At 61.7% G+C, this 24,275-nt stretch carries 20 protein-coding genes; 9 read left to right on the top strand and 11 right to left on the bottom strand.

The annotated features are described in order from the left end of the window. Positions 1–11 precede the first annotated feature (11 nt). The 3 genes from ACP7C6_RS00930 to ACP7C6_RS00920 all read right to left on the bottom strand — a co-directional run bounded on the left by ACP7C6_RS00930 (position 12) and on the right by ACP7C6_RS00920 (position 3,248). Positions 12–965: an ABC transporter substrate-binding protein gene (locus ACP7C6_RS00930; protein WP_426108120.1), complete on the bottom strand. Its 954-nt coding sequence runs from the start codon at positions 963–965 to the stop codon at positions 12–14. 91 nt (positions 966–1,056) lie between these two features. After that, complete coding sequence (locus tag ACP7C6_RS00925) at positions 1,057–2,640, bottom strand: rhodanese-related sulfurtransferase (protein ID WP_236318660.1); 1,584 nt, start codon at positions 2,638–2,640, stop codon at positions 1,057–1,059. Then, on the bottom strand, positions 2,637–3,248 hold the full coding sequence (locus ACP7C6_RS00920) for a cysteine dioxygenase (RefSeq protein ID WP_028616635.1): 612 nt from the start codon (positions 3,246–3,248) through the stop codon (positions 2,637–2,639). Before ACP7C6_RS00920 ends, ACP7C6_RS00925 begins: the two co-directional genes overlap by 4 nt. 217 nt (positions 3,249–3,465) lie before the next feature. Here ACP7C6_RS00920 and ACP7C6_RS00915 point away from each other — a divergent pair, with 217 nt between their 5' ends. Then, positions 3,466–4,371: a LysR family transcriptional regulator gene (locus tag ACP7C6_RS00915; protein ID WP_122684676.1), complete on the top strand. Its 906-nt coding sequence runs from the start codon at positions 3,466–3,468 to the stop codon at positions 4,369–4,371. A 107-nt stretch (positions 4,372–4,478) separates the two neighbouring features. After that, positions 4,479–5,273 (top strand): class II aldolase/adducin family protein, encoded by a 795-nt coding sequence (locus ACP7C6_RS00910; RefSeq protein WP_028616634.1) that lies wholly within the window; start codon positions 4,479–4,481, stop codon positions 5,271–5,273. Positions 5,274–5,313: 40 nt separating this feature from the next. Here ACP7C6_RS00910 and ACP7C6_RS00905 read toward each other — a convergent pair whose 3' ends face one another. The 4 genes from ACP7C6_RS00905 to ACP7C6_RS00890 form a co-directional block, all read right to left on the bottom strand. After that, complete coding sequence (locus tag ACP7C6_RS00905; RefSeq protein WP_353632448.1) at positions 5,314–6,396, bottom strand: LLM class flavin-dependent oxidoreductase; 1,083 nt, start codon at positions 6,394–6,396, stop codon at positions 5,314–5,316. Positions 6,397–6,603: 207 nt separating this feature from the next. Then, entirely contained in the window at positions 6,604–7,908 is a 1,305-nt protein-coding gene (locus ACP7C6_RS00900) for an ATP-binding protein (RefSeq protein ID WP_311892788.1), read from the bottom strand. After that, positions 7,905–8,645 carry a response regulator gene (locus ACP7C6_RS00895; RefSeq protein ID WP_028616631.1) on the bottom strand — a complete coding sequence of 247 codons (741 nt, stop codon included), beginning with the start codon at positions 8,643–8,645 and terminating at the stop codon, positions 7,905–7,907. The genes ACP7C6_RS00900 and ACP7C6_RS00895 overlap by 4 nt, the downstream gene beginning before the upstream one ends. 146 nt (positions 8,646–8,791) lie before the next feature. After that, on the bottom strand, positions 8,792–10,204 hold the full coding sequence (locus ACP7C6_RS00890) for a PLP-dependent aminotransferase family protein (protein ID WP_426108115.1): 1,413 nt from the start codon (positions 10,202–10,204) through the stop codon (positions 8,792–8,794). Positions 10,205–10,327: 123 nt separating this feature from the next. Between ACP7C6_RS00890 and ACP7C6_RS00885 the strand changes: the two genes are divergently transcribed. The 3 genes from ACP7C6_RS00885 to ACP7C6_RS00875 all read left to right on the top strand — a co-directional run bounded on the left by ACP7C6_RS00885 (position 10,328) and on the right by ACP7C6_RS00875 (position 13,376). After that, the gene (locus ACP7C6_RS00885) at positions 10,328–10,960 is read left to right on the top strand and encodes a LysE family translocator (RefSeq protein ID WP_028616629.1); all 633 of its coding nucleotides are present in this window, start codon (positions 10,328–10,330) and stop codon (positions 10,958–10,960) included. Between the two features lie 80 nt (positions 10,961–11,040). Next, positions 11,041–12,099 (top strand): diguanylate cyclase, encoded by a 1,059-nt coding sequence (locus ACP7C6_RS00880; protein ID WP_028616628.1) that lies wholly within the window; start codon positions 11,041–11,043, stop codon positions 12,097–12,099. A gap of 47 nt (positions 12,100–12,146) precedes the next feature. Next, a complete protein-coding gene (locus tag ACP7C6_RS00875; RefSeq protein WP_068934355.1) occupies positions 12,147–13,376 on the top strand; it encodes a M20/M25/M40 family metallo-hydrolase in 1,230 nt (409 codons plus the stop codon). A 304-nt stretch (positions 13,377–13,680) separates the two neighbouring features. Here the strand turns inward: ACP7C6_RS00875 and ACP7C6_RS00870 are convergent, their stop codons facing one another. Continuing rightward, the gene (locus ACP7C6_RS00870; RefSeq protein ID WP_426108112.1) at positions 13,681–16,764 is read right to left on the bottom strand and encodes an efflux RND transporter permease subunit; all 3,084 of its coding nucleotides are present in this window, start codon (positions 16,762–16,764) and stop codon (positions 13,681–13,683) included. A 2-nt stretch (positions 16,765–16,766) separates the two neighbouring features. Continuing rightward, positions 16,767–17,873: an efflux RND transporter periplasmic adaptor subunit gene (locus tag ACP7C6_RS00865; protein ID WP_068934279.1), complete on the bottom strand. Its 1,107-nt coding sequence runs from the start codon at positions 17,871–17,873 to the stop codon at positions 16,767–16,769. A 102-nt stretch (positions 17,874–17,975) separates the two neighbouring features. Here ACP7C6_RS00865 and ACP7C6_RS00860 point away from each other — a divergent pair, with 102 nt between their 5' ends. The 3 genes from ACP7C6_RS00860 to ACP7C6_RS00850 all read left to right on the top strand — a co-directional run bounded on the left by ACP7C6_RS00860 (position 17,976) and on the right by ACP7C6_RS00850 (position 21,687). Beyond that, positions 17,976–19,181, top strand: a complete 1,206-nt coding sequence (locus ACP7C6_RS00860) for a multidrug effflux MFS transporter (RefSeq protein ID WP_028616624.1) — start codon at positions 17,976–17,978, stop codon at positions 19,179–19,181. Between the two features lie 76 nt (positions 19,182–19,257). Beyond that, positions 19,258–20,124, top strand: coding sequence for a pirin family protein (locus ACP7C6_RS00855; RefSeq protein WP_028616623.1), 867 nt, complete (start codon positions 19,258–19,260; stop codon positions 20,122–20,124). Between the two features lie 117 nt (positions 20,125–20,241). After that, the gene (locus tag ACP7C6_RS00850; RefSeq protein WP_426108109.1) at positions 20,242–21,687 is read left to right on the top strand and encodes a mechanosensitive ion channel domain-containing protein; all 1,446 of its coding nucleotides are present in this window, start codon (positions 20,242–20,244) and stop codon (positions 21,685–21,687) included. Between the two features lie 4 nt (positions 21,688–21,691). Here the strand turns inward: ACP7C6_RS00850 and ACP7C6_RS00845 are convergent, their stop codons facing one another. Beyond that, positions 21,692–22,129, bottom strand: coding sequence for an Rrf2 family transcriptional regulator (locus ACP7C6_RS00845; RefSeq protein WP_068934276.1), 438 nt, complete (start codon positions 22,127–22,129; stop codon positions 21,692–21,694). 143 nt (positions 22,130–22,272) lie between these two features. Between ACP7C6_RS00845 and ACP7C6_RS00840 the strand changes: the two genes are divergently transcribed. After that, positions 22,273–23,157 carry an NAD(P)/FAD-dependent oxidoreductase gene (locus tag ACP7C6_RS00840; RefSeq protein WP_421558628.1) on the top strand — a complete coding sequence of 295 codons (885 nt, stop codon included), beginning with the start codon at positions 22,273–22,275 and terminating at the stop codon, positions 23,155–23,157. Between the two features lie 87 nt (positions 23,158–23,244). On the opposite strand, the gene ACP7C6_RS00835 is transcribed toward ACP7C6_RS00840, so the two are convergent. Continuing rightward, positions 23,245–24,087: an alpha/beta fold hydrolase gene (locus ACP7C6_RS00835; RefSeq protein ID WP_028616619.1), complete on the bottom strand. Its 843-nt coding sequence runs from the start codon at positions 24,085–24,087 to the stop codon at positions 23,245–23,247. Between the last annotated feature and the right edge of the window lie 188 nt (positions 24,088–24,275).

Below are 24,275 nucleotides of genomic sequence, written 5' to 3'. Positions count from 1 at the left end.
TTCTGCTCCTATTAGCGCGAGGCTTGGGAAAGGGGGGCACGCTTGGCGTTGAAGCTTTTGTCGAAGCCCTGTGACACGTCGATATGCGTGAGCAGCAGGCCTTCTTTCTGGTAGGTGTCGGCGGTCGCTTGCAGGCCGCTGATGACCGCGTCGTCGATGGCGACCGGCGTCAGGTGGGTGTCCTTGGCAACTTCCACGTGCACTTGCAGCGGCAGGCCGGTGATCTTGGCCTGGGCGGCCGCGTATTCATTGGGGTGCACGTTGGCCCAGGCATAGGCGCGGTCGAGACGGGCGACAAAGTCGTCCAGTTGCGGGCGCTTGTCGGCGATGGCCTGGCTGGTGGCGGCGAGGTACAGGTGATTGCTTAGCAGCTTGTTGCCGCTGATCAGCACGCGGGCCTGGCTTTGCGAGGTGACCACGGTGGTGTACGGGTCCCAGGTGGCCCAGGCGTCGGCAGTGCCGTTGTCCAGCACCAGGCGCGACTCGCTCGGCAGCAGGAAAATGAATTGCACGTCCTGGGAGGTCAGCCCGGCGGTGGCCAGGGCCTTGATCGCCAGGTAATGGCCGATGGAGCCACGCCCGGTGACAATCTTCTTACCCTTGAGGTCGGCGACAGTCTTGATCGGTGAATCCTTGGGCACCACCAGGGCGGTGGTGTTACGCCCTTCGGAGTGAATGATGCTGACCACCTTGAGCGACGCGCCGGCCCCCAGGGTGAACACGTAGGGCGCGTCACCGAGGGCGCCGATGTCCACGGCCCCGGCGTTCAAGGCTTCACCCAGGGGCGAGGCCGAAGGGAACTCCGACCAGCGGATTTCGTAGGGCACGTTTTTCGATTCGCCGGAGGCTTCCAGCAGCGCCTTAATGGTGGATTTCTGATTGGCGACCCGCAAAGGTTGCAGGTCGTCGGCGTAGGTGATGCCCGATAGTAGAGCGATCAGCAGGAGGGGCAGGGTCAGACGCATAAGTGAGGCTCCAGGCTAAGGGTTTTAGGTTGCAGTCGCCTCCGCCTGGAGAAGGGGTCGGCTGTTGGGAAGGCCCGGCAAGGGCATACCGTCAGATCACATAGAAACCATGGGTGCCGTCACGCGCCAGTTGGTCGACCAGGCCGAATTCCCAGTCCAGATAGGCCTGCATGGCTTCCTTGGGGTTGTCGGTGCCTTCGTACGGGCGGCGGTAGCGGTCGATGCGCGGTGAGGCCAAGTGAGTTTCACCTTCTTCCAGCGGCAGTTGCGCGTTGATCCAGCCGGCGGTGCCGTCCTGTAACAGGAACACCTGCTTGCCGGTGATGGCTTCGACTTCCGCCACCGCCAGGCGCGCCAGTTGGCTGCTGCCGCAGGTCAGCACGTAGCGTTGCGCGGCAGGCACTTTGGCCAGGGCCTGGGGCAGCTGTGCCCGCAGCGCCCACCAGGCACCGGGGATGTGACGTTTCACGTAGTTGGCGCTGGCGGTGAAGTCCAGCACCACGGTGTCGCCATGCCCGAGCCAGTCGGCGAGGGTGTGCGGACTGATCAGCTCGGCTTGGGCTGGCGTCGGCACCGGCGCGATCCAGGCGCCTTTCTCGCTGAAGTGCGTGGGTTGCAGGTTATCCAGTACGTAAACTTCCCAACCCAGCTGGGCCAGCCAGGAGGCGGACATGTTGGCGCGCACGCCATCGTCATCCGCGAGTACCAGCCGCGCGCCACGCACACTGGCGACGTGATCGGTTTCCTGCACCAACTGACCGCCTGGCGTGGAGCGCGCGCCCGGCAGATGCCCCGCTTCGAATTCTTCCGGCGTGCGCACATCGAACAGGTAGGTGGTACGCGTCGGTTCCTGCTGCCAGGCGTGCAGATCGGCCAGGGTGGCGCGGCCCACGCGGGCCTTGTCGGCAACCCGCCGGGCATCGGCGGCGGCGACCTGGCGATGCTCTTCCGAGGTCGGCGCAAAACGGCGCGACTGGCCATGGGCGAGTTTCTGCCCGGCCAGGGTCCAGCCAATGGTGCCGTTGCGTAGCGCCGACACCGGGTTGGCCACGCCGGCATTGATCAGCGACTGGGTGCCGATAATGCTGCGGGTGCGCCCGGCGCAGTTGACGATGATGCGGGTGGCCGGGTCCGGCGCCAGCTCACGGGCGCGCAACACCAACTCGGCACCGGGCACGCTGATGCCGGTGGGAATGCTCATGGTCTGGTATTCGTCGAAACGCCGCGCGTCGAGCACCACCACATCGGCCTGGCTGTCGAGCAGGGCCTGTACTTCTTCAGCGGCCAGTGACGGTGTGTGCCGCTGGCTTTCCACCAATTCACCAAACGCCTTGCTTGGCACGTTCACGTCGATGAACAGCTCGCCACCGGCCTTGCGCCAACCGTCCAACCCGCCTTCAAGCAGGCTGACCTGTGTGTAGCCCAAGGCGCTCAGACGCTCGACAGCACGGGCCGCCAGGCCTTCGCCGTTGTCGTAGACGGTGACCTGGGTGTCACGCCGTGGAATGCGTGAATACACCTCCAGTTCCAGTTTGGACAGCGGTATGTTCGCGGCGAACAGCGGGTGGGATTCGGCAAACGGCGCCTCTTCGCGCACGTCGATCAGGGCGACTTCTTGATGGTCCAACAGGGCCTGGCGAAGCTGGGCAAAGCTGCGGGTGGATGCGGTGGTCATAGGGCAGGGCTCTTTTCTTTGGACAAATCCCAGATATTCGGGAGGAAGGCGTTGGAATAACCGGAGATAAACAGTTTCTCGCTGCCGTCGGGCTGGTACACCGCCCGACGCACCGCACCGATGTTGGCGCCGTACACATGGATGCTGATGGACACCTGGTCGCTGTGGGCATTGCTGACTTGGTGGATGTCACCGACCTTGGGCGACACGGCTTCAACCTGGCCCGGCACCAACTGGATCGGTTTGCCTTCAGGCACCAGGCGGCCATCCGGCGCGCGCTCGAAGCCTTGGGAAAATTCGGCACCGCGCAGCATGCCGATCAGGCCCCACACCCGATGGTCATGAATGGGTGTGCTTTGGCCTGGTCCCCACACAAAACTGACGATGCTGAAGCGCTGGCGCGAGTCGGCGTGCAGCAGAAATTGCTGATAACGCTCGGGATCGGGCTGGGCGAACGCATCGGGGAGCCAGTCATCATGGCTGACCAGTTGCGCCAGCAGTTTGCCGCCCCGGTGCAACAGGTCGCCTTCGCGTGGATTGCCGTCGATCAATTCCGCCAGGGCGCCGATGAAGGCTCTGAGTCTTTCGGGGTGCTTGGCCTGGGTCATGACAATTCCATGGTGTGGTCGGTGGTGATGGGTTTATCTAAGCATAATGTTTATAGTTAATATGCTATTTTTTAATGATTAGCTTATAGCTGAAGGTAATTTAGAACCGGTCTGAATAGCGTTAGACGTTATCGATCACAGCGCGGACTATCCAGATAGCTTTCCTGCAACTATGCTTCGCACACATCTTAATGACTGTTCTCTATGTGCGGCCCAAATGAAAATTGACGATATCGATGCCTTTGTCGAAGTGATTCGTTGCCAGTCCATTAGCCATGCCGCTGAGTCGTTGCAACTGACCCAGCCGGCCATTACCCGCCGTGTGCAGAACTTCGAGCAGGCGCTGGGCGTGGAGCTGTTCGACCGTAATACCAAACCCCTCAAACCTACGCTGATCGGTACCCGCGTCTACGAGCAGTGCCGGCTGATCCTGCGCGAGATGGATGCCCTGCGCGAGCTGGTGGCCACCGACGCACCGCCCACCGGCGTGCTGCGCCTGGGTGTGCCGCAGACCATTGGCGATGTGGTGCTGCTGGATGCGCTCAAGCTCCTGCGTACCGAATACCCGGACCTGCGCGCCCAGGTCGCCACGGGCTGGGGCAGCCAACTGGTCGGCAAGATCGAGCGCGGCGAGTTGGATGCGGCTGCGGCGTTGTTCCCGGCGGGCAAGATCTTCCCGGACAACATCATCGGCGAGTCCATCGGCAAGATGGAACTGGTGGTGGTGTGTGCCAAGGCCCAATTGCCGAAGAAGCCTTGCAAGCTGGCGGATGTGTACCAGAACGGCTGGATTCTCAACCCGGACGGTTGCGGTTTCCGCGCAGGCTTGCAGCGGACCTTGTCCGACCAGGGGCTGGCATTGCGGGTGAACCTGGAGACTTTTGGCACTGAGCTGCAATTGGGCTTGGTGGCGGACGGCCTGGGCCTTGGCCTGGTGCCACGCCCGTTGCTGGAACGCAGCGCTCATCGTGAGCAACTGGCAGTGGTGCCGCTCAAGGATTTCAAGCCGGTGATGGACCTTTGGCTGATCTATCCGCACTTCCTGGGTAACCTGCAGGGGCCGGTGGATGCGTTTGGCAAGTGGGTCGCGGCCTCGTTGCACAAGATCAAGGATGCAGCTTGATATGAAAAAAAATAATAATTAGCTTAGATTAAAATGTGCTTTTTATTATTTTTTTGCATCCCCTAGGCTTGCCTGGAAGTCCTTAAGGCCATCCAGGAAGTTTTGCCATGAGCAGCGTCACCTCGATTTCCAGCGTTTCCACTAATGTTCGCCAGCGCGTCACTTCGGAAGAATGGGAAGTGCGCGTCAAACTGGCCGCCGCCTATCGCCTGGCGGCCTTGTACAAGTGGACCGACCACATCTACACCCACTTCTCCGCCCGTGTACCGGGCCCGGACGAGCATTTCCTGATCAATGCCTTTGGGTTGTTGTTCGATGAAATCAGCGCGTCCAACCTGGTCAAGGTCGACCTCGATGGCACCATCGTCGACGACCCTACCGGCCTGGGCATCAACTACGCCGGCTATGTGATCCACAGCGCCATCCACGGTGCGCGCCACGACCTGCAAGCAGTGCTGCACACCCACACCCGCGACGGTATTGCGGTGTCAGCGCAAAAAGACGGCCTGCTGCCGATCTCCCAGCATTCCATTGGTTTCTCCGGGCGGGTGGCGTACCACGGGTATGAAGGCGTCGCCCTGGACCTGGACGAGCGTGAGCGCCTGGTCGCGGACCTGGGAGACAAGAGCGTGATGATCCTGCGTAACCATGGGTTGTTGACCGCAGGCGTCAGTGTCGAGCATGCGTTCCAGCAGCTGCAGCAGTTGGAGCGTGCGTGCAATATCCAGGTCGCGGCACAGGCCGCGGGGAATGCGCAATTGATCTTCCCGCCGAGGGAGGTGGTGGAGAAGGTCGAGCAGCAGGCGAAGGTGTTTGCCAGTGGGGAAGGCCCAGGTGTGGCGCGGCATTGGAATGCGTTGATCCGGCAGTTGGAGCGCAGTGATACCGACTACAAGAACTGAATCTTCAGTGGGGGAGTTGGCTAACCAACTCCCCTGGGGATCAAGCCACTTGCTGGGCCTGCTCGCGCTCAGCGATCAGTTGGCGAGTGAGGGGAATCAGGCGCTTGCCATAGTCGATGGCATCATTCAACGGATCAAACCCACGGATCAGGAACGTGGTGATCCCCAGATCGTAGTAATCCACCAACGCCTCTGCGACTTGCTCAGCGGTGCCTACCAGCGACGTGGAGTTACCCTGTGCACCGAGCAACCCCGCAATCCCCGTCCACAAGCGCTTATCCAGGCGCGACCCCTGCGCCGCCGCTGCGAGCAACCGGCGCGAGCCTTCATTCGGCGGTTCGCGCCGCACAAAACCATTTTTCTCTGCCAGCTCGGTCGCCTGCTGCAAGATGCGCTCGGCCCGTGCCCACGCCAGTGCTTCGGTCTCGGCAAGGATCGGCCGCAGCGACAGGCTGAAGCGAATGGTGCGTCCATGCTTGGCTGCTTCGGCACGCACCTGGGTCACGATCTCGCGCACTTGTTCGTAGGTTTCGCCCCACAGCGCATACACATCGGCGTGTTTGCCGGCCACTTCGATCGCGGCTTTGGACGAACCACCAAAATACAGCGGGATATGCGGCTGTTGCGGCGACTTCACGGTGGAGTGCGCGCCTTCGACCTGATAGTAGGTGCCCTTGAAGTCAAAAGGCTGTTCGCTGGTCCATTCCTGGCGCACCACGCTCAGGTATTCGTCGGTGCGGGCGTAGCGTTCGTCCTTGCCGATGTGGCTGCCGTCGGCACGCAGTTCGCGGTCGTCGCCGCCGGTGATGATATGCACGGCCGTGCGCCCACCGTTGAACACATCCAGGGTGGCGAACTGGCGCGCAGCCAAGGTGGGCTGGGCGAAACCGGGACGGTGGGCGATTAAGAATTGAAGTTTTTGGGTCACGCTGGCGGCGTGGGAGGCGATCAGTGTGCTGTCCGGGCTGTTGGAGTGGAAGGCCACCAAGGCGCGGTCGAAGCCGGCGTCTTCGTGGGCGCGGGCCACGGTCTCTATGTAGTCGGGTTGCAGCGTAGGGCCGCTGCGCGGGTGGATTTCGGAAGCGTGATGGCCGCCAATGTAGCCGATGAATTCAATGCTCATGGTCTGTCCTTGTGTCGTGCGTGAGTGACACCTCCACCGGGCAGGGGGTCGGTTATTCGCCTCCAAAGTAGGTGGCGGGACCGGGGCTGTAAAATGCCGATTGGTTCTAACCTAATTATTAAAATGTTTAATCATGAGTTTGGCTATATATCAATAATTTGCATCTGTGCACCGTCCGCACGCGTCGGCAACACCGGTCGCCTTGGCTTAAAGCCCCAAGCGTATCTCGGCACACAGCCCACCTTGCGGCCGATTGCTCAAGGTCAGCGAGCCGCCTATCGCCACGGCCAGTTGTTGTGCAATCGCCAACCCCAGTCCGGTGCCGCCGGTTCCGCGATTGCGTGAACTTTCGACGCGGTAGAATGGCTGCATCACCTGAACCAGTTCGTCTTCGGAAATCCCCGGGCCACGATCCAATACCTTGATCGACAATTCCCCGTCCGCCGTCGAGCCCACTTCCAATTCGGCACTGCCTGCAAACTTCAAAGCGTTGTCCACCAGATTCACCAGCACCCGGCGCAAGGCGTGGGGGCGCGTGTCGAACACGACGGCGCTTTTACCCGTGAGGCTGACCTGTTTGTGCATATCCTGGTAGTCGAACACCAGGCTGTCGAGGAAGGCGTCGAGGTTGATCCGGTGGCTGGTTTCGGTCGCGCCGTGGACGCTGCGCGCATAGGCCACGCCTTCGCGCACCAGGTGTTCCATTTCGCCCAGGTCACTCCAGAGTTTGTCGCGTTCGGCGCAATCCTCCATGAACTCGGCGCGCAGTTTCATGCGGGTGATCGGGGTTTGCAGGTCATGGGAAATCGCCGCCAGGATCTGCATGCGTTCCTTGAGGTACTCGGCGATGCGTTTTTGCATCTCGTTGAACGCGGCCGCCGCGTGGGCGACTTCGGTGGGGCCTTTTTCGTCCAACGGCGTGGGGTGGGCGTTGGGATCGAGGGTTTCCACGGCGCGAGCGAGGCGGGTCAGTGGGCGGATGGCCAGGCGCACGGCGATCCAGGTGCAGCCCAGCAACAGTGCCAGCTGTAACACCAGCACCACAGGAAGCCAGTAGGCGACGGGCAGGGCGGCGGGGCGTACGTCGATCGTGATCGGGCTGCCATCGGCCAGGGTCAGGTGCACCTGGAAGTGTTTCTGCATGCCGGGAATGTCGCGCAAGGTCAGCGCGTAGTGTTCGCCCAGCGCGTCTGCGATGGAGGTGGCGGCCATGGGCACATCATCGCTGCTCATCGGTTCGCCGGTCTCGCCGGCGTTCAGCAGGTAGCGGTAGTTCTGCCGGTCGAGACGCGGCAACCAGCTGGACCGTTCGTTGGCCGGTAGCCGGTCGAGGATTGCCACCGAGGTCGACACATCGTTTTCCAGGTTGCCCAGCATGGCAGTGCGCGCACTGATGTAGCGCTCGTAGAACTGCGCACTGAAGGACAAGCCATGGGCACACAGCAGACTGATCAGGAAGATCAGCGACAGTTGCGACGCCAGGGTGCGCGGCCAGCGAAACCTTAGGCTCATTGCTCGGCCCCGAGGATTTCCACCGGCAGCGAAAACACGTAGCCCTCGCTGCGCACGGTCTTGATGTAGGCCGGTTCGCGGGCATCATCCAGCAGGCGTTGACGCAGGCGGCTCACCAGCAGGTCGATGGAGCGGTCGAACAGGTCGGCATCCCGCCCTTGGGTCAGGTTGAGCAACTGGTCGCGGTTGAGCACGCGTTGGGGGTGGTCGAGGAACACCCGCAGCAAGCGATATTCGGCACCGCTCAAGGCCACCAGGGTGTCATCTTCGTCAAGCAGGTGGCGGGCAGTGGTGTCCAGGCGCCAGCGGCCGAAGCGGATCAGTCGTCCGGTTTCGCTGACCACCAGGTTCGGCGGTAGCATCCGTGTGCGGCGCAACACGGCGTTGATCCGCGCGAGCAATTCACGGGCGGCGAAGGGTTTGACCAGGTAGTCGTCGGCGCCCATTTCCAGGCCGATGATGCGGTCGGTTTCATCGTTGCGCGCGGTGAGCATCAGTACCGGAGTGGCCTTGTGCTTGCCCACCCGCAGTTCGCGGCACAGCTGCAGGCCGTCGTCACCGGGCATCATGATGTCCAGCACGATCAGGTCCACGGGAGTGGTGTCGAGGAAGCTGCGCATCTGGCGGCCGTCGGCGACCACGGTGGTGCGCATGCCGTTTTTCTTCAGGTAGTTGCCTACCAGTTCGCGGATCTCCCGGTCGTCATCGACGATCAGAATGTGATCGACATGATCCATGCTGCCTTCCTCGTTAAATACTCATTGGGGCGCAGTCTAGCCATTGGCGACGCCCTTGCCTTGTACCCTTTGTATTGCAGTGTATCTGGCGATAAGCAGATACACGACGATGCAAAATGGCGGGTGCGACAGGCTATGTTCATCAGTCAAAGGGCGTGCGAAGCCTTGCCCAGCAGCGTTTCGAACAGCCGCTGGACCTTTGCCTCATCACTGTGGGCCACGTTGAAACGCATCGAGTCACGCTGCGCCGGGTCATAGCCAAACAGCGCGCCGGGCGCCAGCACCATGCCTTGTTTTAATGCCGCCTGGGCCAACAGCTCGCCGTTGACCCCAGGCGGCAGGCGCGCCCAGATAAACATCCCGCCTTCGTAACCCATCGGCAGTTCACAACCGCAACGCTTGAGCCATTGCTCCACGCGTCCACCGGCTTCCATCAAGCGCTGCACCATGCGCTTGCGGTGCTTGGCGTAGCTGCCTTCGCTGAGCATGCGGTACACGATTTGCTCGAACAGTTCGGACGTCACGCCGCCGCTCATCAGCTTCATGTTGGTGAGGTTGGCCGCCAGTTGCGGCGCGGCTACCACGAAGCTGACGCGGGCGTTGGCGCTGAGGATCTTGGAAAAGCCCGACAGGTAGGTGACCTGGTCCAGGCCGGCGAGGGCGGCCAGGCGCGGTGGTGGGTTGGAGTGCAGGTCGCCGTAGAGGTCGTCTTCGACGATATGGCAGTGGTACTGCTGGGTCAGTTGCAGCAGGCGGAACGCCTGGCCGGGGCTGAAGGAGTGGCCGGTGGGGTTGTGCAACACGCTGGTGGTCAGGTACAGGCGGGGGCGATGCTCGGCCAGCAGGTGTTCGAGGGCCGTGAAGTCAAAACCGTCGGGGCGCCGCGGGATCGTCACCACCTTGACCCCGTGCAGGGCCAGGTTGGCGTGGAAGTTGAAATAACAGGGTGCATCGAGCAGGACTGTATCGCCGGGACGTGCCAGCAGGCGCATCAGCATGTCCAGGCCTTGCACGGTGTTGGGGGTGGTGATGATCTGTTCCACCGACACCGACAGGCCCTCGCCATGCAGCTTCTGTTGCAGGGCCTGGCGCAACGGCAGCAACCCGGCCGGTGTGCCCAGGCTGGCGATGCGCAGTGACGGCGCCCGTACCACGCTGCGCAAGGTCTGGCGCAGAGCTTCGCTGTCCAGCCAGGATTCCGGCAGGTGTCCGCCGCCAGGGCGCAGGTCGCCGTTGGCCGCGGCCAGGGGGCGGCGCAATACGCTGAGCAGGTCTTGAGGCAGCAGGTCCACCCAGTTCGCAGCGGGCGGACGCACGGTCTCCATCGCCACGAAATAACCACGGCCCTGGCTGGAGGTGAGCAGGTTGCGGCCGCGCAGGCGGTCGAGGGCTTCATTGAGGGTGAACTTGCTCACGCCCAGGGTCTCGGTCAGTTCGCGTACCGAGGGCAATTTGCTGCCGGGCGCCCATTCGCCGTTTTCGATGGCCTGGCTGAACGCCTCGACGATCTGTTGCACCTTGGGGGTGCCTTCTACAAAGGCGATGGCCGATACGAACACGTGATTTCCTTATCTTTGCTGGTGATTTTACCGGTAAAGTCAGGGCGGATTAGGCATCACTTTACCTGCCTTGCGCAATGCCAGCTGCCTAGACTGCGGGCTCTATCCTCAAGGTCCCCGGCCATGACAAGTGCGTTAACCCTTTCCTCGTTCCTGTATTTCCTGCTGTTTTGCGCCACCATGACGTTCAGCCCCGGCCCCATGACCCTGTTGCTGTTGAGCCTGGGCGTGCGTGACGGGTTGCGCCGTTCGATCCCGGCACAAATCGGCGCCAGTGTGTCGTACCTGATTTCGATCCTGATCTTTGCCGTGGGCTTTTCCGAATTGATCAAAGGCTATCCGGTGATCACCCAAGTGATCCAGGTGGTCGGCGTGGCGTACGTCCTGCACCTCGCCTACAAACAGTGGACCAGCAGCGGCGTGGTGATCGAACGGATCGGCCATGTGGAAGCGGCGCGCAACCTGTTCGGCAAGGGCTTGCTGACCGGTTTTTCCAACCCCAAGACCCTCATCATGTTCAGCGCGGTATTCCCGCAGTTCGCCGGGACAGGAGAGCACAGTTCGACGGTGGACATTGCCATCCTTGGGCTGACATTCCTGTTGCTGCAATTCGCCAGCGGCTGCCTGTATTGCTACTTCGGCCAGCGCATCAAGCATGTGTTGGAAAACCCCAAGCGGCGGGTGGTGTTGCAGCGGATCACGGCCCTGTTGCTGTTGGGCGTGGCACTGATGCTGGCGCGGGGTTTTGCCCACTGAGGAGTGAGCTTATGAGCGGTAGTGGCGATCTGCCGTTGCCCTGTTAGACTCCAGGCATTCCTCCAGGATCTCACCTCACCATGTCAGCTGCAGAAGGCACCGGACTTCCGCTCGCTTCACGGCTGTACAAATCCCGTACCCTTGGGCTGACGCTCGGTTTTGTCTGTGTGGTGTTCGGGATGTATCCCCTGGACCCCGCTGGGTGGGTGTGGGCCTGGATGGTGATCAACGCGTTTGCCTGGCCGCATGTGGCTTTTCAGTTGACGCTGCGCAGCACCAACGCTCTGCGCAGCGAGCGGCGCAACCTGTTGTTCGATTCCTTTTGCGGTGGGTTCTGGGTGGGCGCCATGCACTTCAATCCGCTGCCCAGCGTGACGACCTTGTCGATGATGACGATGAACAACGTGGCCATCGGCGGTCCGCGCTTCATGCTGGCAGGGTGGGTGGCGCAGGCGCTGGGTATCGGCACCGCGTTACTGATCTTTGCACCCGCGTTCATCGCCGTCACCTCTCAGGGGCAACTCTATGCTTGCCTGCCAATCCTGATGCTGTATCCGCTGGCGTTGGGCTGGATCTGTTATCGCCAGGCGGTGACACTGGCGCGGCACAAGCGCGAACTGCTGGCCCTGAGCCGCACCGACAGCCTGTCCGGCCTGCTCAACCATGGCGCCTGGAAGGACCATCTGGAAATCGAATTCCAACGCTGCCGCCGAGGTCCTGCCGGCGCCGCCATCGCGTTGATCGACATCGACCACTTCAAGACCATCAACGACACCTATGGTCATGTCACCGGTGATATCGTCCTGCGCCAGCTCAGCAAAGTGCTGCGCCAGAACCTGCGTGCCACTGACCTGGCCGGGCGTTACGGTGGCGACGAGTTCTGTGTGATCCTGCCCGACATGCCGCTCAACCGCGCCACTGAAGTGATGGATGCCCTGCGTGACCGTTTCAACGCCCTGGCCTACGCCCAGGACCCGACCTTGCGCGCCAGCTTGAGCATCGGCCTGGCGCCGTATCAACCGAGCCATGCCGACTCCACCCAATGGCTGAACGATGCCGACCAGGCGTTGTACGAGGCCAAGAGCAGCGGGCGCAACCGCGTCAGCTCGGTACAGGGGAGTTGGTTGCGATCGATCTAGTGGAGTAGGGTGTGGCGGCACCTTTCAACAAAAACAAGGATCGGTTCATGCTCTTCACCTTCCCCCGTACCCTCCTGGCCGCCACCCTGGCCCTGTCCTTCGCCCTGCCGGCCTACAGCGCCGAACCCCATAAACAGATCCAGGCGCAATCCGAACAGTACAAGGCCGAGGCCCTGAAACTGCTGGAGCGCCTGGTGAATATCGACTCGGGCTCAGGCTATGAACCGGGCCTGACCCAAGTGCGCGACATTGCCGTGGATGAGCTGAAACAGCTGGGTTTCTCTATCGAGCTGGTGCCGGACAAAGCGGCCAACAACAGCCACGTGGTCGCCACCCTCAAGGGCACCGGCAAAGCCAAGATCCTGCTGATGGCCCACATGGACACAGTGTTCAAGGAAGGCTCGGCTGCCCAGCGTCCGTTCCATATCAAGGACGGCCGCGCCTACGGTCCCGGCGTGATGGATGACAAGGGCGGCATCGTCGCCGGCATCTATGCGCTCAAAGTCCTCAAGGACCAAGGCTTCAAGGACTATGCGCAGATCACCTTCCTGCTCGACGCCAGCGAGGAAACCGGCTCCGACGCCGCCTCCGACCTCATCCGCAAAACCGCCAAGGGCCACGACGTTACCCTCAACCTCGAACCCGGCCGCCCCGCCGACGGCCTGGTGGTGTGGCGCAAAGGCAGCGCCACCGCCGTGGTCGAAGTCAAAGGCAAAGCCGCTCACGCCGGCGTGGCCCCGGAACTTGGCCGTAATGCCGCCATGGAGGCCGCGCACCAGATCCTGCAACTGGGCAAGCTAGGGGATGAGGAGAAGAAAACCACCATCAACTTTACGGTGATCAAGGCGGGGGATCGTACCAACGTCATTCCTGACCAAGCCACTGCGAAGGCCGACGTGCGTGCGGCATTGCCGGAAGAGTTTGATCGCATCGAGAAAGACCTGGCGCGCGTCTCAGCGAACAAGCTCATCCCGGAGACCGAAGTGAAGACCAGCCTGCAGCGTGGGTTGCCACCGATGCCGCAAACGCCAGAGTCGGACAAACTGGTCGCGATCGCCCAGGGGATTTATGCGGAGTTGGGTAAGACGCTGACCATTGAAGGCAGCGGCGGGGCGGCGGATGCGAGCCTGTCGGCTGGGGTTGGGACGCCGACGTTGGATGGGTTTGGGATTGTTGGCGGGAATATTCATACGCCGGAGGAGTATGCGGAGGTGGAGAGTGTGGTGCCGCGGGTTTATTTGCTGAGTCGGATGATTATGGAGTTGTCGAAGCGGTGATTTTCCGGTGATTGACATCCTTTTGTTGTGAGCCGGTGTGGTGAGCAGGCTTGCCCTGCGCTGGGCTGCGTAGCAGACCTAGAACAGTCGATGCCGATTTGCCTGAAATCCCCATCGCCTGGATTGGGGCCGCTGCGCGGCCCAGCGCGAGCAAGCTCGCTCACCACAGGGGACTCCGGCGCCGACTCCCTGCGGCTGATGCCCAGAAAGCCAACGCACTCAATGGAAAATCCATCTGCAATCCCTCGCACTGTGTGATCAGGCGAGGGACTTTGCAGAGGTTTTCAGGTGATATCTGTAGAGCTTATCTCGCTGTTACGTGGGAGGTTTCAGCAGTTTTTGTGCGCGTTCGCCCCAGCACCAGACTGCACAACGCCGGCAGGAATAACAGCGTCAACACCGTCCCCACCAACACCCCGCCAATCAGCACATAGGCGAGGGACGACCAGAACACCGACAACGTAAGCGGAATAAACGCCAGCGCCGCCGCCAATGCCGTGAGGATCACCGGCCTTGCACGCCGCACCGTGGCTTCGACGATCGCCTCTCGGATCGCCATGCCGTGCTCCTGGTTCTGGCGGATCTGGTCGGTAAAGATCAGCGTGTTGCGCATCAGGATCCCACCAATCCCGATCAAGCCCAGGATCGCGTTGAAGCCGAACGGCTGGTTGAACAGCAACAAGGTCGGCACCGCGCCGATCAACCCCAGCGGCGCCGTGGCGAAGACCATGAACATTACGCCGAACGAGCGTACCTGGAACATGATCACCGTAAGTGTCAGCAGGATCATGATCGGGAACAGCGCGGCCAGGGCGACGTTGGCCTTGGCGCTTTCTTCCACCGGGCCGCCGATGTCGATCTGGTAACCGGCGGGCAGCTTGGCGATCAGCGGTTGCAGGTCTTTGTACACGGCCATTTCCACGTCGGGCGGTTGCACGCCGTCAATGATGTCGGCGCGCACTTCCACGGTGGTCGCGCGGTTGCGGCGCTTGAGGATCGGTTCTTCCATCACCGCCTGGAAATGCCCGACCTGGGCCAATGGCACTGAGGTGCCGGCGCTGTTGGTCAGGGTCATGTTGTTGAGGTTGCCGAGGTCTTCACGTTGGCTGCCCTGGGCACGGGCGACGACGGAGACGGTGCGGTTGCCTTCACGCACTTCGGTGATTGGATTGCCGCTGAGCAAGGCATTGAGCTGGGACTTGACCTCGTTGGGCGTGAAACCCAGCAAACGCAGGCGGTCTTGATCCAATACCAGGCGATAGCCGCTGGTGCGCTCGCCCCAATCGAGGAAGGCGTCCTTGGTCAGCTTGTTGGCGGCGACGACTTTGCGCACGTCTTCGGATACCTCGCGCAGCACGTCCACGTCAGGGCCGGACACACGGAACACCACGGGGAACGGCACGGGCGGACCGAACAGCAACTGCGTCACGCGCACCCGCGCCGCAGGAAACTCACCGGCGGCAATGCGTTCACGCATGCGCAGTTTCAAGGCGTCACGAGCGTGGGAGTCCGGGGTCTGCACGATCAGCTTGGCAAATGCCGGGTCCGGCAGTTCGGGGTTCAGCGACAGGAAGAAACGCGGTGCGCCGCCGCCCACATAGGTGTCGACCATTGTGGTTTGCGGCTCTTGCAGCAGGGCTTTTTCCAACTGCGCAGCCACCGCTTCGGTGCTTTTGAAGGCGCTGCCCGGCGGCATGTACACCTCAAGAATCAGCTCGGAGCGGTCGGAATTGGGGAAGAACTGTTTCTTCACCACACCCATGCCCAGCACGCACAGCACAAACGCCGCCACCACCAGTGCGGTGACCAGCCAGCGCCCACGCACGCAGGCTTCGACCAATGCCCGCAGCTTCTGGTAGTAACGCCCGGCATAGATTGCGTCATGGCCGCCAGGCACCGGCTTGATCTGCGGCAGCAGTTTCACGCCCAGATACGGCGTGAACACCACGGCCACCAGCCAGGACGAGATCAGCGCAAAGCCGACGATCCAGAAGATGTTGCCGGCATATTCCCCGGCACCGGAGCGGGCAAACCCCACCGGCAGAAAGCCGATGATGGTGACCAGCGTGCCGGTCAGCATCGGCGCCGCCGTGGAACTCCAGGCAAAGGTGGCGGCGTGAATACGATCGAAACCTTCCTCGAGCTTCACCACCATCATCTCGATGGCGATGATCGCGTCATCCACCAGCAAACCCAGGGAAATGATCAGCGCGCCGAGGGTGATGCGGTCGAATTCACGCCCGGTCAGCAGCATGATCACAAACACCACCGACAAGGTCAGCGGCACCGCTGCTGCCACCACCAGGCCCACACGGAAACCCAGGGCCAACAGGCTGATCACCATCACCACCGCGAGGGCGACGAAGAATTTCAGCATGAACTCATTCACTGCCAAGCTGATGTTCTTCGCCTGGTCGGAGACCTTGGCGAAGTTCACGCCCAGCGGCAAATCGGCCTGGATCCTGGCTTCCTGGGCCTTGAGGCTCTTGTCCAGTTCCAGGCCGTTCCAGTGTTTCTCCATGATCACGCCCAGCATCAACGCGGGGTCGCCCTGGTGACGGATGCGGTAGCTGGGCGGGTCTTCATAGCCTCGGCTGACGGTGGCTACATCGGCGATGCGCAACACGCGGCCATTGACTTCCAGCGGCACGTTTTCGATCAGCGACAGGCTGTCGAACGCACCGTCGATACGGATATAGGCGCGGGCCCCGGCGGTCTCGACGAAACCCGACGGCGCCACGGCGTTTTGTGCGGCCAATGCAGCAAAAATCTGATCCGGCTTGATGCCCAGGGTTGCCAGGCGCTCGTAGGAAAACTCCACAAACACCCGCTGCGCCTGTTCGCCAAGGATATTGACCTTCTTCACCCCCGGCAGGTTGAGCAAACCCTGGCGCAGGTCTTCGGCCATCTGCACCTGTTGCCGATGAGGCAGGTGTTCGGCTTCCAGAGCGTACAGCGCGAAATACACATCGGAATATTCATCGTTGAAGAATGGCCCGATCACCCCCTTGGGCAGCTTCGCGGCTTCATCACTGAGCTTTTTACGGGTCTGGTAGAACAGGTCCTGGATTTCGCTGGGGCGCGTGGACTCCTTGTAGGTCATGCGCATCGACACGAAACCGGGTTGGGCGATGGTCTCGACGCGGTCGTAGTAGTCCAGTTCCTGCAAGCGTTTTTCCAGGCGGTCGGCCACCTGTTCCTGCATTTCCTGGGCAGTGGCGCCGGGCCAGGCGGCGGTGATGGTCATCACTTTGACGGTGAAGGAGGGGTCTTCCGCGCGTCCCAGTTTGCCGAAGGAGAAGATCCCGGCGGCGAGGATCGCGATGATCAGGAACAGGGTGACCGCGCGATGTTTGACCGCCAGTTCGGAGAGGTTGATACCGCGCATGCTCAGTTGTCCTGTTTGCGGTTGAGGGCCAGTACTTGCGCGGGCAGCAGGCGCACGGCGTCACCGCTGTGCAGCAGGTGTGCGCCGAGGGCAACGATGACCTGGCCGGGGGCAACACCACTGTTGAGCAGCGCGTCTTCCTGGCCGAGGCTGGCGACGTTCACGGGAGCAAAGCTGACTTTGTCATCTGCGCCGATCAGCCACACGCCGGTGCCTTGTCCCGCGTCATGCAGTGCGCCGATGGGCACGCGGGTTTGCTCGGCCTGGCCGTTGCCTTGCAGGCGCACGGTGATGGTGGAACCGAGGGCGAAGCGGTCGACGGCGCCGTGCAGCACGTAGCGGGCACGGTAGGTGCGGGTGGTCGGGTCGGCGCTGGCAGAGAGTTCGCGCAACGTGGCGCTCACCGCTTGGTCAGGCGCGCCGAAGGGGAAGGCCAGGGCTTTCTGTGAGGCCTGGTCGCGCTGGTTTTCCGGCAGGTTGACGATGGCTTCGCGGGCACCGTCATGGGCCAGGCGCGCCACAATCTGCCCTTCGGCGACCACCTGGCCGCGATCCACGCGCACGTCGGTGATGATGCCGTCGCCATCGGCTTTGAGCACGGAGTAGGTGCGACGGTTTTCGATCTGGCTGGCGTCGGATTGCGCCGAGGCCAGCTCGGCTTCGGCGACGCGCAGGTTGGTCGCGGACTGGTCGAAAATCTGCCGCGACACGGCGCCGGTATTGGCCAGGCGCTGGTAGCGGTTTTCGTCGTCACGACGCTGGCGCAGTTGTGCCTGGGCGGCGTTGACGCGGTTCTTTGCCGAGCGCAGGGCCAGTTCGAAGTCGCCGATGTCCAGCACCAACAGGGTGTCGCCACGGGACACGTGCTGGCCAGGATCGACCTTGCGTTCGATGACCTTGCCGCTGACCCGGAAACCCAGGTCGCTTTCGGTACGTGCCGCGACCACGCCGGTATAGGCGCTCTGTTGGGTGCCGGCGGCTTCGACTTTGGCCGCGAGGACCGGACGCGGTTGAGGGACTTCGGCGGCGGTGTCGGCTTTGCTGTTGCAACCATTGAGGACCATCAATAGGGCCAGGGGCGTGAGAAGACGCAGGGGAAGAGGGTGCATGGCGGGCTCCGGGGATAACCGTTGGGCAAAAAATTATGGACATAATTTTTTACGCATATTATGGTCGAAATATAAATTAATCCAGCCCCCCGGATACACCTCATGACAAATGCCCCGGTCCCCTCGCGAAGCCTGCTGTTTTTACTGGTGGCCCTGACGGCACTGGGTGAGGTTTCGACCCAATTGATCATCCCTGGTCTTGGCGCCATCGAGCAGGCATTGGCAGCGCCAGCCGGCTCGGCATTGATGGCGCTGTCGGCATTTGTCGCTGCCTTTGGTCTCGGGCAATTGCTGTTCGGCCCGCTGTCGGACCGTATCGGCCGGCGTCCGGTGCTGATCGGCGGCCTGGTGCTGTACGTACTGGCGACGTTGTCGATGCTGTTGGTCCACGATATCCACCAGTTCATCGCCGCCCGCGTGCTGCAAGGTCTGGGCGCCTGCGCCGCGTTGGTACTGGCGCGCACGGTGGTGCGGGACGTATGGAAGGCCGAGGCGGGGCCTGCACTGGCCTTGACCATGATCGGCATGCTCTACGCCATTGTGGTGGCACCCATGGTCGGTGGCCTGTTGATCAAACTCTTCGGCTGGCACGCGCCGATCGTCCTGGCGCTGGTGATTGGCAGCGTAGTGTTGCTGCTGGCCTTACTGTTCTTTCGCGAGAGCAACCACTACCTCGATCCCAAGGCCGGCCACTGGCGCACCCTCGGTGGGCAATACCTGGATCTGCTCAAGGGCCGTCAATACCGTGCGTTCGCCGTGGCCTTGGCGTGCACCTATGGCGCGATGTTTGCGGTGATTGCCGGTTCTTCGGCGGTGTTTATCAACCTGCTGGGCTTCAGCACTCTTGAGTACGGGATCAATTTCGGCCTGATCGTGTCGATGCTCATCGTCGGTTCCACCTACACCCGACGCAATATCCTGCGCCTGGGTCCCCAGAGGATTGTGGCGATGGGCGTGACGATGGTGGCCATCGGCGGGGTGTCAGCGCTGGTCATTTATGCGCTGTTTGGCCTGTCGGTACTCGGCCTGGATATTCCGATCGCGCTGGTCACCCTGGGCGGCGGCCTGGTGCTACCAGGGTCGGTGACGGGTGGCGTCATGCCCAACGCACACCGTGCCGGTCTGGCGGCAGGCTTGATGGGGTTTGCGCAGATGTTCGGCGCCACCTGCAGCGGTGTCTTGCTGAGCCAACTGCGCGATGGCAGTGCCGCGCCGATGATCATCATCCAGGCCTGTTTTGCGCTGACGGCCTTTGTCGCGTTTCATCTGCTGCGTCAGCGCCAGGTCAAGGGATTGTCCTATACGTAGGACGATCCAGGCCGCTTTTGCCGGCTAGTGCCCAACGGCCAGCGGCCTTATGGTGTATGCACTTTGGAGGTACACCATGAAAAAGCTTATCGGCATCTACACCAGCCCTCGCGGCCATTGGGTCGGCGACGGTTTCCCGGTGCGTACGCTGTTTTCCTACGACACCATGGGCAAGCACATCAGCCCATTCCTGCTGCTGGACCACGCAGGTCCAGCGGATTTCACTCCGACCGAACAACGTCGCGGCGTCGGTCAACACCCTCATCGCGGCTTTGAGACCGTGACCATCGTCTACGATGGCGAAGTCGAACACCGCGATTCCACCGGCGCCGGTGGCACCATCGGCCCCGGCGACGTGCAATGGATGACTGCCGCCAAAGGCATTCTTCACGAAGAGTTCCATTCCGAAGCGTTTGCCCGTAGCGGCGGGGCGCTGGAGATGGTGCAACTGTGGGTCAACCTGCCGGCCAAGGACAAAATGGCCGACGCCGGTTACCAGACGATTGTCGATGGCGACATTCCAGTACTGCCGTTGGCCAACGACGCCGGGCAACTGCGCCTGATTGCTGGCGAGTTTGCTGGCACCCAAGGCCCGGCCCGCACCTTTACGCCTATCGACGTGTGGGACTTGCGCCTCAACGCCAGCAAGCCCGTCACTTTGGACCTGCACGAAGGGCGTAATACAGCCCTGGTGATCCTGCGCGGTACGGTGTTGGTCAATGGCGCGGAAGTTGCGCGCCAGGGGCAATTGGCGCTGTTTGAGCGTGATGGTCGCCAACTGACACTGGAGGCCAACGACGACGCCAAGGTGTTGCTGCTCAGTGGCGAACCCATCGACGAGCCTATCGTCGGGCATGGCCCGTTCGTGATGAATACCGAGCAGGAGATTCATCAGGCGTTTGCGGACTTTCAATCCGGTAAATTCGGCCAGATGCACATCTGACAGCTAGTGGTAATCCCCTGTGGGAGCGAGCAAGCCCGCTTCCACATTTCGTTTTGCGCTATACCCGATATCTCCAATTCATGCGATCTTCACGGCATTCACCCTGGAGTCGCCTGGATGCCCTCATTTATCGCTGATCACCCGATGTTGTGCGCCCTGGCGCTGATCTTTATCGACATTGCCGTGTGGCGCCTTATTTCCGTCAACCTCACCAACTGGAAGCTCGCGGCGCGGTTGGCGATCTTTGCCGTGTACAGCGCCGTGCTGTTCAACGACGGCATGAACCCCATGCAAATGGCACCCTATGCGGACAACACCGCATTGCACCTGGCGGCCACTGCTTTGCAGATCGGCTGGTGGCTGTTCGCGGCGCGCACGCTGACGGTGTTGCTCGGTGCGGTGATGATGCAGCGCGTCGGGCACACCGGGCGTCTGTTGCAGGACCTGGTTGGCGCCGTGATCTTCCTGATCGCGATCATCGCCGCCATGGCCTATGTGCTCGACCTGCCGGTCAAGGGCGTGCTCGCTACTTCCGGCGCGGTGGCGATCATTGTCGGCCTGGCGCTGCAAAGCACGTTGAGCGATGTGTTTTCCGGGATTGTGCTCAACACCACCAAGCCGTATCAGATCGATGACTGGATCTCTATCGACGGCACCGAAGGCCGCGTGACCGATATTGACTGGCGCGCCACGCGTCTGCAAACCTCCCAGGGCAGCCTGGCGGTGATCCCCAACTCCCTGGCGGCCAAGGCCAAGATCATCAATTTCTCGCGCCCGGCGGACATGTTCGGCCTCTCGGTCAGCCTGCAAGTCAGCCCCCACGCGCGCCCGCAAACGGTGATCGAGGCGCTGGAGCGGGCGATGCAGGGGTGTCGGCCGCTGCTGGGCAAGCCGGCGCCGAGTGTGGCGTTCAAGACCTCGGCCAGTGGTGGCGTCGAGTATGAAATCAGCGGCTTTGTACCGGCCATGGCCCTCAAGCGGGAGGTGCGCAACCAGCTTTACGACCTGGCCTTCCGTCACCTGCAAGCGGCGGGCGTCGGCCTGCTGTCGGCCACTGAAAGCAGCGCGCCGCCGGCGATGTCCGCCGCACGCGCGCTGCTTGAGCGCTCGTCGATTTTCTCCACCTTGCGCCAGGAAGAGAAAGACACCTTCAGCCAGAACATGACCCTGCACACTTACCGTGCCGGCGAGATGATCCTGCCGGCCGGGGAGGTCAGTGATCATTTGTTTATCGTCGAATCCGGGGTGGTCTCAGTGATGCTGATCAAGGGCGGACACAAGTTCGAAGCCGGGCGCATGGGGCCGGCGGAGGTGATTGGCGAGGCGGGTATTCTGTCAGACCAGGCGGCGCTGGCGGATTTCTCAGCCAAGACCTTCTGCACCCTGTACCGCATCGAGAAGGAATACTTGAAGCCCTGCCTGGATGCGCGGCACGACATCAGCGAGGCCATGAAAACCTTGCTGGATTTCCGCCTGCACGCCGCGCAGGCCTTGACTCAGGACGCGCCGGTGGTACCCGTCAAGAAGGGTTTCCTGCAATGGTTGCGCAATCGCGGGTTGTAGCCGGTCAACGCGCCATGGCGATGCGATAGCGCTGGTCAAAGTCATTCGCCAATTGTTCCAGCGTTACATCCCCCAGCCGCGCCAGCAACAACGACTGAGCCTGGTCAAAGGCATCGGTCAGCGCTGCGTTCACCGCCTGTTCCACCAGGCATTGCGGGTGGTCGGTCGACAGGCCGATGGCAAATATCGACGGCGTGCCCAGGGCGTTGTGAATCTCCAGCAAGGTGATCTCACTCAGGGGCTTACCCAGGCTCCAGCCGCCCTGGTGACCTTTCTCCGAGCGTACATACCCTTTTTCCTTGAGCAGCCCGAGTGTGCGCCGCACCACAACCGGGTTGGTGCCGAGCATTTGCGCGATAGTCTCCGAGGTTGCGCGCTCTTCATGGCGACCCATGTGGATAAGTACGTGGAGCATGCGCGACAGTCGGGTGTCATTTCTCATCAATAAACCTCAGGGTGATTCGGACCAAAGTATCGTTCGTAACCTAAAAAGTTGCGAGAGTCTTGACGCAGTATTTTCACGTAACATATGGTGTGTCGTGAAAGTATTCGGACAACCGAATGCATAAAGCAGGGATCACCATCATGATGTACGACGTCATTATCGTGGGCGGCAGCTATGCCGGTCTGTCAGCGGGCTTGCAACTGGCAAGGGCGCGACGCCAGGTGCTGGTGGTTGATGCGGGGCAACGGCGCAACCGTTTTGCGGCAACGTCTCACGGTTTCCTCGGCCAGGATGGCCAGGCTCCGGAGGCCATCGTTGCTCAAGGCCGCAGCCAATTGATGCAGTACCCGACGGTCACTTGGGTGCAAGACAGCGTGATTGAGGCGAGTGCAGAATCACAAGGGTTTGCCGTTCGCAGCGAATGCAACGGTACCTTTCACGCCAAACGCCTGATCCTGGCCACTGGGGTGGTGGACACGTTGCCCGCCATCGAAGGCCTCGAACAGCGGTGGGGCAAGCACGTTTTCCATTGCCCTTACTGCCACGGCTACGAGCTGGACAAAGGCCGCATCGGTGTGTTGGCAACTTCACCCCTGGCCATGCACCACGCACTGATGCTGCCGGACTGGGGCACCACCACGTTGTTCACCCAAGGCGTGTTCACCCCGGATGCCGAACAACAGGCGCAGTTGGATCGGCGTGGGGTCAGCGTGGAAAGCGGCGCGGTACGGCGCATCTTCGGCGAGCGAGCCGACCTGGAGCTGGACGATGGCCGAGTGTTCAGCCTCGACGGCATCTTTACGATGTCTCGCACCCAAATCAGCCCTTTGGCCGCGCAACTTGGCTGTGAGTTTGACGACGGCCCCACCGGTGCTTACCTGCACACCAATGACATGCGCCAGACATCCATGCCTGGCGTGTTTGCCTGTGGCGATGCGTCCCTCGCCGCCGGATCCGTAGCGCTGGCCGTGGCGGAGGGCGTGCGCGCCGGAGTCGGCGCGCATTTTTCGTTGATCAACGGTTGAGGTACACCGGGCTGTCCGTGGACAACGAGGCCTTTACCGCCAGGTTCATGATCGGTGATCTACACTGCGCGCCGGCGGGTAAAGCGTCTATTTGCTGTCAAGGAAGCCCAGTACGGCCGCATTGAACAACGCCGGGTCCTGCAGGAACGCAAAGTGGCTGGTGTTCGGCAGGATCAACAGGCCAGCACTTGGAATGGTCGCTGCCATGTACTCGGTGTGTTCGCGCTTGATTGCTTCGTCATGGTCGCCGTCGGCAATCAGGATCGGCGTCTTGATGCTCTGCAGTTGGGCGTCGGTCCAGTTCGGCTGGCTGGCCCACATATGGCTGATCTGCTCGACAAACGCGTCGTACTCTTTAGGCGTCGGCGACAGTTTGGCGTACTCCTTGCCAGCACGTTCGATAAAGGCGGCGAAGGTCGGATTTTTTTCCACGGCGTCCTTCACACCCGAGGTCTGGGTGTTGGCGGCGAAGGCGAATACTTTGCCGATACGGTCCGGGTGACGCAGGGCCAGGTCGATGCCGATGATGGCGCCGTCGCTCCAGCCGACGATATCGGCGCGGGGGATCTTCAGGTGGTCGAGCACGGCCACCACATCGTCGGCCATCAGGTCATAACCGTAAGGTTTGTCATCCCGCGAACTGCGCCCGTGGCCACGGCTGTCGATACTGATCACCGTGTGCTTGGCCGCCAGCGCCTTGACCTGGTTGCCCCAGTAATCGGAGTTGGACAAACCGCCATGCAGCAGCACCACGGGTGAGCCATGACCGGTGCGGGTGTAGTAGACCTTGATGCCGTTGACGGCAGCGTAGCCGGTTTTCGCGCCCGTCACGGCGGCGGGAGTCGGCGGCAGGGTTTCCCAGCGTTCAGCGGCTTGAGCCGCAGAAAAAGACAGCATCAGGCAGGCAACTGCCAACAGGCGACGTGACATAGCGGTTCCTTCTTTGCGATGAGTAGGGGCTGAACTCTAGCACCGGCTCCTACACGGCAAATACGCATTTTTGCCTATCAAAACCGGCCTTTCGAAAGAAAAAAATGCAGTTATATCAATGGAATAAAAACATCTAAACGACCTTGTGGGCGATCAGGCCATTGGCACAATCGATCAGCGTGTTGCTG

Source organism: Pseudomonas sp. TWR1-1-4, assembly GCF_049897165.1.
GTDB lineage: Bacteria > Pseudomonadota > Gammaproteobacteria > Pseudomonadales > Pseudomonadaceae > Aquipseudomonas > Aquipseudomonas canadensis.
The sequence above is the reverse complement of the archived record's forward strand: the minus strand, read 5'-3'. Positions and strand labels throughout refer to the sequence as shown.

What these genes read in the sequence shown, in the direction of transcription:
- ACP7C6_RS00885 (WP_028616629.1), top strand. Translation starts at nt 10,328, where the DNA reads ATGACAAGTGCGTTAACCCTTTCCTCGTTCCTGTATTTCCTGCTGTTT.
- ACP7C6_RS00835 (WP_028616619.1), bottom strand. Translation starts at nt 24,087, where the DNA reads ATGTCACGTCGCCTGTTGGCAGTTGCCTGCCTGATGCTGTCTTTTTCT.
- ACP7C6_RS00840 (WP_421558628.1), top strand. Translation starts at nt 22,273, where the DNA reads ATGATGTACGACGTCATTATCGTGGGCGGCAGCTATGCCGGTCTGTCA.
- ACP7C6_RS00930 (WP_426108120.1), bottom strand. Translation starts at nt 965, where the DNA reads ATGCGTCTGACCCTGCCCCTCCTGCTGATCGCTCTACTATCGGGCATC.
- ACP7C6_RS00870 (WP_426108112.1), bottom strand. Translation starts at nt 16,764, where the DNA reads ATGCGCGGTATCAACCTCTCCGAACTGGCGGTCAAACATCGCGCGGTC.
- ACP7C6_RS00865 (WP_068934279.1), bottom strand. Translation starts at nt 17,873, where the DNA reads ATGCACCCTCTTCCCCTGCGTCTTCTCACGCCCCTGGCCCTATTGATG.
- ACP7C6_RS00905 (WP_353632448.1), bottom strand. Translation starts at nt 6,396, where the DNA reads ATGAGCATTGAATTCATCGGCTACATTGGCGGCCATCACGCTTCCGAA.
- ACP7C6_RS00920 (WP_028616635.1), bottom strand. Translation starts at nt 3,248, where the DNA reads ATGACCCAGGCCAAGCACCCCGAAAGACTCAGAGCCTTCATCGGCGCC.
- ACP7C6_RS00900 (WP_311892788.1), bottom strand. Translation starts at nt 7,908, where the DNA reads ATGAGCCTAAGGTTTCGCTGGCCGCGCACCCTGGCGTCGCAACTGTCG.
- ACP7C6_RS00850 (WP_426108109.1), top strand. Translation starts at nt 20,242, where the DNA reads ATGCCCTCATTTATCGCTGATCACCCGATGTTGTGCGCCCTGGCGCTG.
- ACP7C6_RS00915 (WP_122684676.1), top strand. Translation starts at nt 3,466, where the DNA reads ATGAAAATTGACGATATCGATGCCTTTGTCGAAGTGATTCGTTGCCAG.
- ACP7C6_RS00855 (WP_028616623.1), top strand. Translation starts at nt 19,258, where the DNA reads ATGAAAAAGCTTATCGGCATCTACACCAGCCCTCGCGGCCATTGGGTC.
- ACP7C6_RS00925 (WP_236318660.1), bottom strand. Translation starts at nt 2,640, where the DNA reads ATGACCACCGCATCCACCCGCAGCTTTGCCCAGCTTCGCCAGGCCCTG.
- ACP7C6_RS00895 (WP_028616631.1), bottom strand. Translation starts at nt 8,645, where the DNA reads ATGGATCATGTCGATCACATTCTGATCGTCGATGACGACCGGGAGATC.
- ACP7C6_RS00875 (WP_068934355.1), top strand. Translation starts at nt 12,147, where the DNA reads ATGCTCTTCACCTTCCCCCGTACCCTCCTGGCCGCCACCCTGGCCCTG.
- ACP7C6_RS00880 (WP_028616628.1), top strand. Translation starts at nt 11,041, where the DNA reads ATGTCAGCTGCAGAAGGCACCGGACTTCCGCTCGCTTCACGGCTGTAC.
- ACP7C6_RS00860 (WP_028616624.1), top strand. Translation starts at nt 17,976, where the DNA reads ATGACAAATGCCCCGGTCCCCTCGCGAAGCCTGCTGTTTTTACTGGTG.
- ACP7C6_RS00845 (WP_068934276.1), bottom strand. Translation starts at nt 22,129, where the DNA reads ATGAGAAATGACACCCGACTGTCGCGCATGCTCCACGTACTTATCCAC.
- ACP7C6_RS00910 (WP_028616634.1), top strand. Translation starts at nt 4,479, where the DNA reads ATGAGCAGCGTCACCTCGATTTCCAGCGTTTCCACTAATGTTCGCCAG.